The sequence below is a fragment of the Burkholderia sp. PvR073 genome (genome assembly GCF_054055695.1).
In genome coordinates this window covers 51,156-65,382 of record NZ_JBSRXO010000010.1, presented here as the reverse complement: position 1 = coordinate 65,382, position 14,227 = coordinate 51,156, and the positions used below count along the sequence as shown (strand labels likewise).

12 protein-coding genes are annotated in these 14,227 nt (G+C 66.2%); 1 reads left to right on the top strand and 11 read right to left on the bottom strand.

Annotated features, from left to right (window positions below; all coding sequences use genetic code 11):
- Positions 1-91: 91 nt before the first annotated feature.
- The 9 genes from ACVK00_RS25900 to ACVK00_RS25860 form a co-directional block, all read right to left on the bottom strand.
- Positions 92-406, bottom strand: coding sequence for a high-potential iron-sulfur protein (locus ACVK00_RS25900; protein ID WP_284890911.1), 315 nt, complete (start codon positions 404-406; stop codon positions 92-94).
- A 30-nt stretch (positions 407-436) separates the two neighbouring features.
- Positions 437-778, bottom strand: a complete 342-nt coding sequence (locus ACVK00_RS25895) for a cytochrome C oxidase subunit IV family protein (RefSeq protein WP_284890910.1) — start codon at positions 776-778, stop codon at positions 437-439.
- A gap of 8 nt (positions 779-786) precedes the next feature.
- Positions 787-1,509 (bottom strand): heme-copper oxidase subunit III family protein, encoded by a 723-nt coding sequence (locus ACVK00_RS25890; protein WP_284890909.1) that lies wholly within the window; start codon positions 1,507-1,509, stop codon positions 787-789.
- Positions 1,506-2,117: a cytochrome c oxidase subunit 3 gene (locus tag ACVK00_RS25885; RefSeq protein WP_284890908.1), complete on the bottom strand. Its 612-nt coding sequence runs from the start codon at positions 2,115-2,117 to the stop codon at positions 1,506-1,508. Before ACVK00_RS25885 ends, ACVK00_RS25890 begins: the two co-directional genes overlap by 4 nt.
- The gene (gene ctaD, locus ACVK00_RS25880; RefSeq protein WP_284890907.1) at positions 2,114-3,874 is read right to left on the bottom strand and encodes a cytochrome c oxidase subunit I; all 1,761 of its coding nucleotides are present in this window, start codon (positions 3,872-3,874) and stop codon (positions 2,114-2,116) included. The genes ACVK00_RS25885 and ctaD overlap by 4 nt, the downstream gene beginning before the upstream one ends.
- Before the next feature lie 13 nt (positions 3,875-3,887).
- Positions 3,888-5,036, bottom strand: coding sequence for a c-type cytochrome (locus tag ACVK00_RS25875; RefSeq protein ID WP_228910265.1), 1,149 nt, complete (start codon positions 5,034-5,036; stop codon positions 3,888-3,890).
- 350 nt (positions 5,037-5,386) lie between these two features.
- Positions 5,387-5,902 carry a hypothetical protein gene (locus ACVK00_RS25870; protein WP_166724107.1) on the bottom strand — a complete coding sequence of 172 codons (516 nt, stop codon included), beginning with the start codon at positions 5,900-5,902 and terminating at the stop codon, positions 5,387-5,389.
- 272 nt (positions 5,903-6,174) lie between these two features.
- Entirely contained in the window at positions 6,175-6,684 is a 510-nt protein-coding gene (locus ACVK00_RS25865; RefSeq protein WP_228910267.1) for a DUF1269 domain-containing protein, read from the bottom strand.
- 48 nt (positions 6,685-6,732) lie between these two features.
- Positions 6,733-6,975, bottom strand: a complete 243-nt coding sequence (locus tag ACVK00_RS25860) for a DUF3820 family protein (protein WP_105786177.1) — start codon at positions 6,973-6,975, stop codon at positions 6,733-6,735.
- Positions 6,976-7,117: 142 nt separating this feature from the next.
- On the opposite strand from ACVK00_RS25860, the gene ACVK00_RS25855 reads away from it, so the two are divergent.
- A complete protein-coding gene (locus tag ACVK00_RS25855) occupies positions 7,118-7,306 on the top strand; it encodes a hypothetical protein (protein ID WP_006756519.1) in 189 nt (62 codons plus the stop codon).
- Positions 7,307-7,515: 209 nt separating this feature from the next.
- Here the strand turns inward: ACVK00_RS25855 and ACVK00_RS25850 are convergent, their stop codons facing one another.
- Complete coding sequence (locus ACVK00_RS25850) at positions 7,516-8,178, bottom strand: OmpA family protein (RefSeq protein WP_354123363.1); 663 nt, start codon at positions 8,176-8,178, stop codon at positions 7,516-7,518.
- A 125-nt stretch (positions 8,179-8,303) separates the two neighbouring features.
- Positions 8,304-12,977 (bottom strand): YadA-like family protein, encoded by a 4,674-nt coding sequence (locus ACVK00_RS25845; RefSeq protein WP_284890905.1) that lies wholly within the window; start codon positions 12,975-12,977, stop codon positions 8,304-8,306.
- Positions 12,978-14,227: the final 1,250 nt, after the last annotated feature.

Below are 14,227 nucleotides of genomic sequence, written 5' to 3'. Positions count from 1 at the left end.
GCGCGTCACCCAGGTCATGGCGAAGCGCAGGCCGACGGACGCTCACATTGTATGTGCTCGATCCGGTGCGCCGCGCGGGCAGCCCTGCTCGTTACGCCTTTTTCGCATAGGCGCTGCACCAGCCTTTTGCATTGACCTGCTTGCCGCCGAAAATGGCGCACGGCGCCATCGCGGCATCGGCCTTGCCCTGGTAGAACTGGCAATTCGCACAGGCCTCGCCCGGCTGAAATTTCGGGAACTTCTTACGGTCGACCCGGCTGGCGTCGGTCTTGTAGCCGAGGGCCTGCGCGTTGGCATCGGATTCCTGCACGGCAACGGCATCCGCCGCCGCCGCGCGACGGCCCACGGCCAGCACGGAAGCCAGCACGGTGGTGGCTGTAAGGAAACGTCGGCGCGAAAATTTCATGAGAGTCTCCCTTGAACGGATGCGCTGGGATCAGTGAAAGAAGAGTTCCCGCATGCTGAACGTGTGATGCGCTTCGGCGGCCATCAGCACCATGAGCACCAGCAGGCACAGCGGCGGTATCAGGATCGCGTACACCAGCGCCAGCCGCTCCCACATCATGTGCATGAAAATCGACACGATCAGCCCGGCCTTGGCGATCATGAGCACGACGATCAGCACCCAGCGCAGCAGGCCCTGCACGTGGAAGTAGTCCACCAGGTACGACAACGTGCTCAGAACGAACAGCAAGCCCCAGATTTTCAGGTAGACGCCGATCGGATGCTGCTGGCCGTGCGCGGCCTCGGGTCGATCGGCGGGATCGGTATGGTCCATGGCCTGCCTCACCACAAATAGAACAGCGCGAAGATGAACACCCACACCAGGTCGACGAAGTGCCAGTACAGGCCGGCAATCTCGACGATCTGGAAGTTGCCGTGCTCGGTGAACCCCGGCTGCAGCACCTTGCGTGCGATCAGCAGCAGGTAGATCACGCCGCAGGTCACGTGAAAGCCGTGGAATCCGGTGATCGTGAAGAAGCACGCGCCGAACTGCGCCGCGCCCAGCGGGTTGCCCCACGGGCGGATCCCTTCATGGACGATCAGCTTGGTCCATTCGAGCGCCTGCATCGACACGAAGGCCGCGCCCAGCAGCGCGGTCGCCAGCAACAGCACGGCGGCGCGTTTGGCGTTGCGTCGGTAGCCGAAGTTGACGGCCATCGCCATCGTGCCGCTGCTGCTGATCAGGATGAACGTCATGATGGCGATCAGCAGCAACGGCACATCCACGCCGCCCACCGTGAGCCCGAATACCTTGGACGTGTCGGGCCACGGCGCCGTGGTCGAGATGCGCACCGACATGTAGCCGATCAGGAAGCTGCTGAAGACGAAGGTGTCCGACAGCAGGAAGATCCACATCATCGCCTTGCCCCACGGCACCTTGAAGGCTTCGCGGTCGCCCGCCCAGTCGGTGACGATGCCGCGCCAGCCGTCGGGCCCGGTGTCGGCGGGGGCGATGTCGGCCGATTCGCCGACGGATGATTCGGTGGGGAGCGTGGGCACGGTCATGGCGCGGCTCCATACAGCGGCCCGCAGATGGCGGCGACGATCGCGGGGGTCATCCACCACATCGCCGCCAGCAGCACGAGCCAGACAGCCAGCAGGAAATGCCAGTAGGTCGCGCACAGCGCAATGGCGCGCTGGGCCCGGAACGGGTCCGCGCGCCGCACAAGCGCGATCGTGACGACCCAGGCCACCAGTCCGCCCAGCACATGCAACGCGTGCAGGCCGGTGAGCAGGTACAGGAAGCTGTTGGAAGGATTGACGTTGACGGTCTGCCCGGCGGCGGACAGCACGCGCCAGGCGGTCAGTTGCCCGATCACGAACAGCGCCGCCAGCACGCCGCCGGATACCAGCCACGCCGCGCGGCGCAAGGTCATCCGCCGGGCGCGCTGCATCGCGATGCTGGCCAGCACCAGCGCACCGGTGTTCCACCACAGCAGCGCCGGATGCGGGATCGGCTGCCAGTCGGGCTCGCGCATGCGCATCCCATAGGCGAGCAGCAGCAGGGAAAACAACGTCGTGGCCACCGCCATGAAGACGATCAGGCCCGTGCGGCCCGCATTCGGCAAGACCGGTTGCGCGTCGGGACCGAAGGGGCGCGGCAGCGTGGTCATTCGTGTGCCTCGCCGGAGTGAAGCGTCGGCCGGGCCGGCGCGGGCTCGGGCGCCGTCGCGGGCGGCCGGTTCTGCGGGACGAAGTCTTCCTCCTGCCCCGCCGGACTGTATTCGTAGGCCCAGCGATAGACGACCGGCAGCGCCGCGCCCCAGTTGCCGTGCGCGGGCGGCGATTGCGGCGTCTGCCATTCCAGCGTGGTGGCCCGCCACGGGTTGCCGTCGGCCCGCTTGCCGTGCGTGAGGCTCCACGCCAGGTTGAACAGGAACAGCAGCTGCGCCACCCCGACGATCAGCGCCACGACGGTGATGAACGCGTTGAGCGTCTGCGCCGAATGCGGAATGAAGCTGTAGCCTTCATACGCGTAATAGCGCCGCGGCATGCCGAGCACGCCGAGATAATGCATCGGGAAGTAGATCGCATAGGTGCCGACGAAGGTGAACCAGAAGTGCAGGCGCCCGAGCGTGTCGTTCAGCATGCGGCCCGTCACCAGCGGATACCAGTGGTAGAGGCCGCCAAACACCACCAGGATCGGCGACACGGCCATCACCATATGGAAGTGCGCGACCACGAAGTACGTGTTCGACAGCGGAATGTCCACGCTCACGTTGCCGAGGAAGAGCCCGGTCAGCCCGCCGAGGACGAAGGTGCTGATGAAGCCGATCGCGAACAGCATCGGCACGGTCAGGTGGATATCGCCGCGCCACAGCGTCAGCACCCAGTTGTAGACCTTCAGCGCGGTCGGCACGGCGATGATCAGCGTGGTGGTGGCGAAGAAGAAGCCGAAGTACGGATTCATGCCGGCGATGAACATGTGGTGGGCCCAGACCACGAAGCTCAGCGCGCCGATCATGACGATCGCCCACACCATCATCCGGTAGCCGAAGATGCTCTTGCGCGCGTGCGTGCTGATCAGGTCCGACGCGATGCCGAACGCCGGCAGCGCGACGATGTAGACCTCCGGATGCCCGAAGAACCAGAACAGGTGCTGGAACAGCAGCGGGCTGCCGCCGGCATGGTTGAGCGTCTGCCCCATCGACACCACGGCCGGCACGAAGAAACTCGTGCCGAGCGTCTTGTCGAACAGCATCATCACCGCCGACACGAACAGCGCCGGAAACGCCAGCAGCGCCATGATGGTCGCGGTGAAGATGCCCCACACCGTGAGCGGCATGCGCATCAGCGTCATGCCGCGCGTGCGCGCCTGCAGCGTAGTGGTGACGTAGTTCAGGCCGCCCATCGTCGCCGCGACGATGAAGATCGCCAGCGACACCAGCATCAGCACGATGCCCCATTCCACGCCCGGCGTGCCCGGCAGGATGGCCTGCGGCGGATACAGCGTCCAGCCCGCGCCGGTCGGCCCGCCCGGCACGAAGAAGCTCGCGGTCAGCACCAGCACGGCCAGCAGGTAGACCCAGTAGCTCAGCATGTTGAGAAACGGGAACACCATGTCGCGCGCGCCCAGCATCAGCGGGATCAGGTAGTTGCCGAAGCCGCCCAGGAACAGCGCCGTCAGCAGGTAGATCACCATGATCATCCCGTGCATCGTGACGAACTGGTAGTAGTGGTTCGCGTCGATGAACGCGAACTTGCCCGGAAAGCCGAGCTGCAGCCGCATCAGGTTCGACAACACCAGGCCGACGAGGCCGATGGCGATGGCCGTCAGCGCGTACTGCACGGCGATGACCTTGTGGTCCTGGCTCCAGACGTAGCGGGTCCAGAAGCTCTGCGGGCCGTGATCGGAGTGCGCGTAGGTCATGGGGTGTGCTCCGCTAGCGCTGCGCCGCGCTGCTGGCGTCCGGCCCGGCTTGCGCCTTGATATAGGCCACCAAGGCGGCCAGTTCCTGATCGCTCAGGTCGAAGTGCGGCATGATCGGCGAGAAACCCTTCACGACGCGGGCCGTCGGGTTGCTGATGAACGCGCGCAGATAGGCGTCGTCCACCTTCGCGGTGCTGCCGTCGGCCATCGTTTCGGTCTTGCCGTACAGGCCCTTCCACGTGGGGCCCACGCGCGGCGTGCCGTCCACGGTATGGCAGGCGACGCAGCCCTTGGCCGCCGCGAGCGCCTTGCCCTGGTCGGCCAGCGCCTGGGCGCTACCGCCCGCGGCGGCCGGTGCGGCCTGCACGTTCGCCTGCTGCCGCTGCGTGAATGTGGGCTGCCGCGCGAGCCAGCGCGCGAACGATGCTTCGTCTTCCACCACCACCACGCCGCGCATGTTCGAGTGCCCGATGCCGCAGAGCTGCGCGCACAGGATGTCGTAACGCCCGGCCTTGGTCGGCGTGAACCAGAAGGTGGTCACCATGCCCGGCACCATGTTCATCCGCGCGCGGAACGGCGGCACGTAGAAGTCGTGCAGCACGTCGCGCGACCGTGCCAGCACCTGGACCGGCCGGTTGAGCGGCAAGTGCACTTCGGACGCGTCGATCAGGTAATTGTCGCGGCCGTTGGGGTCGCCGGGGTTCAGGCCGAACGGGTTGTCGTTGCTGATGTAGCGCACGTCCGTCGTGCCCAGCTTGCCGCCGGGGCCGGCGAAGCGGAAGCGCCATTGCCATTGCTGGCCGAGCACTTCCATCTGCAGCACCTTGTGCGGCGGTCGTACGTAGTCCGCATAGACGAAGAGCCCCGGTGCCAGCAATGCGGCCACGCCGACCGAGGTCAGGCCGATCAGCCACCATTCCAGCCGCCTGTTGTGCGGCTCGTAGGCGGCGCGACGACCGCTGCGATGGCGATAGCGCACCAGGGCGAGCACGATGAACAGGTTGATCGCGATGAAGAACGCGCCGGTGATCACGAGCGTGATCGTCAGCATGTCGTCCATGCGCACCCAGTTCGACGCGATCGGCGTGATCCACCACGGACTGGCAAAGTGAAACCCCACCGCCACTGCGATGATCAGGACCAGAGCAATCGCAAGGGCCATAGGCCGCCTCGCTGCGTGTCACGCACCCGAGCCGCCGACACGACGCTGCTGGCGTCGTCGCGCCGCGTCGGCGCATGTCGCATTCGTCGTATCGTCTGCGCCGGCACCTGTGCCGGGACCGCTTCGCGACGCCTGCCCACGACGGCTCTTAAGAAAAGGTAGTCCTCGGCCCTGCATCGTGCAAGGCGGCGCAACCCGGAAGCGCACGCCGCGCACGAACCGCGCGAACGGCGGCGTCGCATGCGGCGATGCGATGCAAAAACGGCCGCCGCCGGCAGGAATTGCCGACGCGGCCGTCTATCGGGGCCGACGGGTGTTCAGGCCGGCGCGGCGTCAACAAAAGCGCCGCGTCACTCCATCCTGCTCGGCCTGCGCCATCGCTCCAGTTGGCCATAGGCGACGGCGGCAACCACGCCGAACAGCAGGTTCGCCAGCAAGGGGCCGGAACCGCGCTCCGAGATGAACCACGGGAACACGGCCGTCATCACATAAAAGTTCCACAGGTACGCGACGAGCCCGAAGGCCAGCCCGATCACCGCCTCCATGCCCACGCTCGAATCGAACCGGAAAGGCGCCATGATCGCGGCGAGCATCATCCCCATGATTGCGCCGAGCACGTAGTGCAGCAGCAGCGCCATCGCGACGATTTCAAGGCTGAATTGCGACAACTGGCTGAGCGCACCGCGGCCCATCACCATCGCCGCGATCTTGTGGGTCGGTCGCCACGGGCTTTCATGGAGCACCAGCGTCGACCAGAAGAATTCCAGCGCGATCACCAGCGCACCGCCCGCCAGGCCGGCCACCGCCGCGGAGACCCAGTCCGGCGTGCGCCGTTCCCAATGGTGCGATTGCATGTGCAGTTCCATATGACCTCCTTGCTGATGGTTCAGCTTCAGCACTCAGGTTCAGAACGCGCCCTTCGCGTCAAAAAGTGTGTTCCGTGTGCGATTCGGAATCGCCGGCCCCGGAGCCGGAGCCGGCGCAACGCACCGCGACACGTTCGCCCCGCGATTCGGTAACGCCACGGGCGGCCGCGTCAAAACGCAACGCCATGCCGCCCACGGTCGCGGTAACGCGAACACGCGTCCGACGAATCGCGTCGATGAGCGCAGGTGTTCGCGTGTGCCGGCTTTCGCTGTCAGGGGAAGATCGGCGTCGTGGGCTCGCCGCCTTCCATGTCCGCCTGGGGAAAATGCTGGGCGACCATCTGCGAGATTTCCTCCTCTCGCAGCGGCGGCACGTCGGCCATGATCAGGATCTGGCCTTCGCGGATGGCCTCGCGAAAGCGCGCGAGTCGCCCATTCGGTTCGGCAATGCCGATCATCGCGGCCGTCCACGCGCCGAAGCCCGCGCCCGCCACCGTCAATCCGACGACGGCGCCCCCCGCGATCACGAGCTGCGCTGGAGGAAATACCAGCGCGACGAGACCGATAAGCGCGCCTGTCGCGCCGCCGAGTGCGACGCCTCGCTCGAGCGCGTGCACGACATCGCTGCTTTGCAGCAGAGATGCTTCGGGCAACTGATCGAGCGTGACGCTGTGATCGGCGAGAACGTGAATATGGCGCCAGATGATGCGAGCGCGCAGCAGGTCATCGACGATCGCCTTCGCCATCTGCGTATCGGGTACGAGAAAATAAAGGCGTCTCATGTTGGCACCCCTCTTTTGCCAGCGGCTTATCCGCGACAGAGCCTTTTGTTATTTTATGTCAGCATCGGCGGCTGGATAGCCGGGTTTGCGCAGGGGCGCCAGGAGTTCCCTCAGACCGTTGTGGTCGATCTCGTGCATCAGCGCGAGCTGTCGGCCGAGTTCGCCGCGCGGGAATCCTTCGCGTGCCAGCCAGTTGAGGTAAGGCCCGGGCAGGTCGGCAAGGAGTCGGCCCTTGTATTTTCCGAAGGGCATGGTAACGGTGACAAGGCATTCAAGGTCGGGGGCGCGCATGCCGGTATTGTGCACGGCTTTGAGCGCGACGGCCTCCGCGCCGCGTTGCTCACCGATTCGCGCCGACCGACGGTCGGACCACCGCCGCCCGCCTTCCTGCCTGCTAGACTGGAATATCCCCCTGCAAACCCTGGAGGGAATCATGATGTCCGTGTACGTCGTGAAAACCGGCGAGCAGTTCCTCTGCACCGCCGAGGACGGCGATATCGGCATGGCACCGGCGATTGAAAATGCCACGTCCTTCGGTTCGTATGAGGAAGCCGAAAAAGCGGCAAACACGCATGCTGACCCCGGATACGAAATCGTGGCCGTCTGCGTGATCAGGCACTGATCGGCTGCCCGGTGCGGAGATGGTCCGCGTGCCGGACGCAAGTCGCCGTGCGGCAGCGTTGTCCATGCGACGACGACGGCGACGTTGCGCACGCACCGCGTGACGCATTGCCTTCGTCGACGTCGCGCATCCACGCACGGCACCGCCGCCGCCGCAAGCGAGCCGTCCGGTTTCGACGGTCACGCATGCGGCGACCCGGTCGCCACGTCTTACTTCTGCAGCGAGATTTCCACCCGGCGATTGCGCGCCCGCCCTTCGACGGTATCGTTCGATGCCGCCGGATTGGCTTCTCCATGCCCCGTCGCGGCAAACGAATCCGCCTTCAGCCCGTGTTCACGCAGATACCCCGCGACAGCATCGGCCCGACGCTTCGACAACGCCTGATTGTGCGTATCCGAGCCGGTCGCGTCGGTATAACCGTCCACTTCCACGCGCGCGAAATGCCTGTCGCCTTGCCGGTTCAGCAGCTTGTCGAGCGCGGTGGTGGCGGCCGATGTCAGCACGGCCGAGTCGGTCGCGAAATAGGCATCGCCGGTGAGGCTCACCTTCTCGACCGCGGCGGGCGCCGGCGCGGCAGCGGCCGCGACCGGCGCGGGTGCCGCGCCGCACTGGAACACCATCGCGTGCGGATCGGCGCCGTCGCGATACGGCGTCGTGGAATCGACCACGCGCACGGCCTCGTTGCCGCACATGCGCGTCGCGACCTTCATGCAGGTCTGCGCGCTCGACAGAATGCCGTGACAGTCGACGCGGAAGGTGCGGATGCCGTCACGGGACTGCAGTTCGTATGCGTTGTACGTCGGCCCCGACGCGCTCGAACAGGCAGCGAGGGAAACGACGGACGCCAGCAGGGCAAGATGGATGTTTTTCACTTGATTACTCCGAAAATGCGATGGGCGCAGCGCGTGCGGCGCGATGGCGCGGCCGCATCCGCGTGCGGTTGCGTTCGACGCGGTCCGCTCCGGCAACGCGTGCCGGAACGGACCGCCGCGCGCGATTACTTCCACTGATACAGCACGCCCGCGCCGACGACGCGCTGGCTGCCGGCGAAGCCGCCGTTCAGCGTCGCCTTCAGGTTCTCCGTGAGGCGCGCCTGCACGCCGACGGCCATGGCCTTCTGACCCTGGAACGTCGCCGTACCGACCCCCATCGCGAAGTTCGAGTCGCGGTCCATGTGCGGGATCGACGCCAACGCGGCCGTCGCGGCGATCCCCTCACGCGCCATCGAATCCGTCTGCTGGATCTGCTGCTGCATCTGCGTGAGCTGGTTGTTGACCGTGTTCAGCGACTGCGTGAACTGGTTCGAGACCGCATTCAGCTGGTTCACGTTCACCGCATCCGTGCCCTGCGTGCCCGCCGCGACGTTGACGACCTGTCGCGGCGAATCCGCCGAGCCGACCGCGACGACGTTCGAGCGGCCGCCGTCGTTGCTGCCCGTGCCGATCGCCGTCGAGTTGTTGCCCGATGCGGTCGAGCCGACGCCGATCGCCGTCGAGCCGTTGCCGGACGCCGTCGACGCGTTGCCGACCGCCGTGCTGTTCGAGCCCGATGCGACCGCCCCCGAACCGCCCGCCGACGAATTCGAACCGCTCGCCCCCGGCGGCACGTTGCCGCCGGGCGGGTTCGTCGTGTACTGCCCGCCGAGATTGGTCGTGCGCTTGTCGATCAGCGTCGTCAGCTGGTTCGCGACCGAGTCGAGCTGCGACACGTTCACCGCGTCCGTGCCGTTCTTGCCGGCGGCCAGGCCGGTGATTTGCCGGTTGCCGATATTGACTTCACCGGCCGACGACTGCGGGCTGCTCAGGCCGTACGCGACGTAGTTCGTCAGCGCGCCGACCGTGGTCAGCGAACCGGCGCCCAGCGCGACGCTGTTCGCGAACGTCGCCGATGCGCCAGCGCCGAGCGCGAGCGCATCGGTCGCGGTGCTGTGCGCGCCGGAACCGAGCGCGACGCTGCCCACGCTGACCGCCGACGCATTGGCACCCTGCGCGACCGACTGCGCGCCGAGGGCCGACGCACCGCTGCCGAGTGCGATCGCATCGGCCTGCGCGGAACTCGCGGCCTGCCCGATCGCGACGCCGCCGGGTGCGGTCTGGTCGACGATCGCCCCGTTGCCGATGCCCACGCCGTTGTCGCCGTTGACGACCGTCGTCGGCCCGACCGCGACCGATTCCGCGCCGACCGCGAGCGAGTCGCCGGCCGTCGAATTCGCGTGGAAGTACTTCTGGCCCGTGACCGCGAACGACTGCAATGCACCGGTAAGCTGCCGTACCGTCACAGCGTCCTGCTGCCCGGTGCCGTCCGCGACGTTGGTGATCTGGCGATACGTGCGGTTCGTCGTGTCGCCCACCGACACCGCGCCGAGCAGCGTCTGGTCCGTCGTGTTGAACGGGATCGCCGCGGTGCCGTTACGGATGATGCCCGACGACGGCGCCGTCGGCCGATCCGCGACCGAACCGGAACCGAGCGCGATGCTGCCGTTCACGAGCGAGATCGCGTTCGGGCCGATCGCGACGCTGTCGACGCCGATCGCCTGGCTGTCCGGCGCGGTCGAGTTCGCGTGGAAATACTTGATGCCGTGCGCGTTGATGTTGTCGATCGCCGAGCCGACGCTGTTGTTGATGATCGTCGAGCCGTCGCTGTTGTACGTCACGTACGACGGCGCCGAAATCGTGCCGGTCGTCGGGTTGTAGGTCGAGCCGCCGCCGATCGCGCCGGCCGTGCTGTTGCCGAGATTGGTGTTGTTGTTCACGATCGAGCTCAGGCCCGTCGACAGCGAACTGATGCCCGTCGACGTGGCGGTCGACAGCGACGTCAGGTTGCTGTTCGTCGCGCTCAGGCCGGTGGACAGCGAGCCGATGCCGGTAGACGTCGACGTGGACAGCGACGTGACCGTGCTGTTGGTCGAGCTCAGGCCGGTCGACAGCGAGCTGATGCCCGTGGACGTCGACGTCGACAGCGACGTGACCGCGCTGTTCGTCGAGCTCAAGCCGGTCGACAACGAACCGATGCCCGTGGACGTCGAAGTCGACAGCGACGTAACCGTGCTGTTCGTCGAGCTCAGGCCAGTCGACAACGAGCTGATGCCCGTGGACGTCGACGTGGACAGCGACGTAACCGTGCTGTTCGTCGAGCTCAGGCCGGTCGACAACGAGCTGATGCCCGTTGAGGTCGACGTGGACAGCGACGTAACCGTGCTGTTCGTCGAACTCAGGCCGGTCGACAGCGAGCTGATGCCCGTGGACGTCGAGGTCGACAGCGACGTGACCGCGCTGTTGGTCGAGCTCAAGCCGGTGGACAGCGAACCGATGCCCGTGGACGTCGAAGTCGACAGCGACGTGATCGCGCTATTCGCCGACGACAGACCCGTCGACGTGGAGGTCGACAGCGAAGTAACCGTGCTGTTGGTCGAGCTCAGGCCCGTGGACAGCGAATTGATGCCGGTCGACGTCGACGTCGACAGCGATGTGATCGCGCTGTTCGCAGACGACAGGCCCGTCGACGTGGACGTCGACAGTGACGTCACCGAGCTGTTCGTCGAACTGAGGCCTGTGGACAGCGAGTTGATGCCGGTCGACGTCGAAGTCGACAGCGACGTAATCGCGCTATTCGCTGACGACAGCCCCGTCGACGTGGACGTCGACAGCGACGTCACCGAACTGTTGGTCGAGCTGAGGCCCGTGGACAGCGAATTGATGCCGGTCGACGTCGACGTGGACAGCGACGTGATCGCGCTATTCGCCGACGACAGCCCCGTCGACGTGGACGTCGACAGCGACGTCACCGAACTGTTCGTCGCGCTCAGGCCGGTGGACAGCGAACCGATGCCGGTCGACGTCGAAGTCGACAGCGACGCGACCGAACTGTTGGTCGAGCTCAACCCCGTCGACAACGACGAAACCCCGGTCGACAACGACGTGATGCTGGACAACGTCGACGTCGACAGCGAATTCACCGCCTGGTTCGTCGCATCGAGCTGCGAGCCGTTGATCGCATCCGTACTCGTCGGACTGATCCGCCCTGCCGCGACGTTCGTGATCTGACGCTCGGTTCCCACCGCGCCGACGCTGACGACGCTGACCGGATTGACGCCGTTGAACGTGTACGTGACGCCGCCGATGGTTCCGGTCGCGGTCGGATTCGGCGCGGCCGTCACCGAACCGGAGCCGAGCGCGACGTCGTTTGCACGGGTCGCCACGGCCGACGCGCCGAACGCCACCGCGCCCGCCGCTGCCGCCGTCGACGTATTGCCGAGCGCGAGCGAGCCGGTGCCTTGCGCGTTGTTCGAATTACCGATCGCCACCGCGCCGTCGCCGTTCGCGGTGTTGTTCGAACCGGCCGTGACCGCGCCGGTGCCGATCGCGGTGCTCGGGTCGCCGATGGCGACCGCGCCGTTGCCGCTGACGGTCTGGCCAAAGCCGAGCGCGACGGCGCCGGTACCGCCCAGGACCTTCGACAAGTTGCCGCCGGCGATCGAGCCGGCACCTGCACCCGCGGCGACCGAGTTGCTGTCGCCGATCGCGACGGTCGACGTCGCCGCCGCCACACTGTTGATGCCGATCGCGGTTGAATTCAGCGCCGAGGCCGTCGCGCCGGAGCCAAGCGCGCTGGCCGACGTGCCCGTCGCGAGCGCGAGATCGCCGAGCGCAACACTGAACTGCTGCGTCGCGGTCGACTGCACGCCCATCGCGATCGAACTGACGCCCGATGCATTCGCGTTCAGGCCGAATGCGGCCGCGTTGTTGGCGCCGGCCGTCGTCCCCGAGCCCATCGCAATCGAACTGGTGCCGAGAGACTGCGTGCCCGAGCCCGGCACGCCGGCGGTGCCGCCCCAGCCGATGGCGATCGACGACGTGCCCTTCGCACCGCTGTTGACGCCCATCGCCACCGCCGAGTTTCCGGAAGCCAGCGCGCCGCTGCCCACGGCGACACCGGCCGCGCCCGAGCTGGTCGACTGGTTGCCGAGGGCGACCGCGCCCGTCAGGTCGGCATGCGACGCATAGCCTAGCGCGATGCTTTGCGCCCCCGCCGCGCTCGCCCCGAGCCCGAGTGCCGCCGCATACTGGCCCGACGCGAGCGCATTGTTGCCCAGCCCGATCGCGGACACGCCGGTCGCCGCCGCACCGCTACCGAGCGCCACCGAGCCGCTTTGCGTCGCGCTCGACAGGTTGCCGAGCGCAACCGCGTAAGCCCCTGAACCGAGCGCCTGCACGCCCATCGCCACGCTATTGACACCGGTCGCCTGCGAGTTGATGCCGATGGACGTTCCGCCATCCGCCATCGCGTGCGCACCCGGGCCGATCGCCGTGGACGACAGGCCCGCCGCCGTCGCCAGGTTGCCGAACGCGGTCGCATTCGTCTGCGAGGCAAGCGCGCCGTTGCCGACCGCGGTCGAACTGGCGCCGCCCGTCGCGGAGCCGCCACCCGCCGAGTACTGCGCGTGGGCGCCCGTCTGAAACAGTCCGAGGTACGCGGCCGCCATCATCACGACCAGTCGCCGGGGCGACAACCCAGGCGGCGTTGCCATGCTCGCGGCGGCGCCTTCGTGGGCAGCCTGCTCGCCCGCACTCCTCGACGACGCCACGCGCTTGCCGCGCGCACGATCGAGCTCGGACGTCGCAACCCACGCCCCCAGTGCTTCGTTCCAGATCGACTTGAACGACTTGTTCATCTTGTTTTCCCTCGGTTCACATGTGCTGGATGACGCAACAGCGAACGCGGCCGGGAGCTGACCGTCTCCACCTTCCTTGTCTCCCGTCTCGCGACGCCCCGCTACTTGATTCGGATATCTAACTTAACTGCTCAACGGCTCTGCACGACACGCGCGACACACGTCGCGATCACACGACCGCACGCCGCCCGTGTCGGACGACACGCTGCACGGCGACGATCGCGGGTTATCGAATCATGGAAGTCGAGCTCGCCGATCAGGCGGCATGCCGGGCGGCGCAGCGCGGGAAAGCGCGTGCGCACGCCGTCGCGCCAACCCGTGGGCAGCGAACTCGAATTTCATGTGGAAGCGTCGTTCAGACGCCGGTGGGACGGAAGCCGCGCCGAATCCGCCGGGCGGCCCGTCCTGGGTCATTCAGGGGGAGGATGACGTCGTGCGGCCCCGGGGAATGAAGCATGCGCCGCCGGACCGCGGACGCTGACAGCCGCCGCCGGTTCGGGCGAACCGGTGCTGTGATCTGCCGTGCCTTTCATATTCATGTTTTTCGTGCCGCCTGATTCGAGAGCGCGCCCGCGCGACCGCCGCCTGAAGGACCCGGCGGTCGACGCGAACCCACTCACCCCTTTCCATCCAGGCACGCGCCGCGGATTCCGGATTTCCGGAAAAACCGACGATTGGCCGGACGACCCCTGCATCGAATTAATCGACTGACTTTCTTTGACTATTTCTGGTTGCCTTGTATGTCAAACTCTCATCAGCTTCTACGCCATTCCCTTCGTCTCTTATATCAACCCATTCGAAGGGCGGGAAGCTTGCATTGCCCTCGTGCCGACCCTCGTCGCAGCACCGGAATCCCGGAATTTGAGATTGTCAGCACTCAATGTCACATTGAATATTGCGCACTCAAACATGCCGCCGCGACAAATGAAATTCGCGTGGAACGCCGTTCTATCGAAGAACCGATCCAGCCGCATCGGGCCTAGTGTGCCGGGACTCCGGCGCTCGAACCTTTTCCCGAGCGGACAAATTGTTTTCCCGGCCGGACGATATTTACATTCATACATTCCGGCCTCCCAATCGACTTAAATGTGAAAGCATTTTTACCAGCGATCAATAAAAAATTAATCACAGGGACACGGAATTGATGGACGCGATCCGCATCGAAATCGGCTGCCTGCACGACATATTTCAACTCGATTCATCATTCGGGCCAATTCCATTTACGTCAATTGAAATCGGCAATAACGACC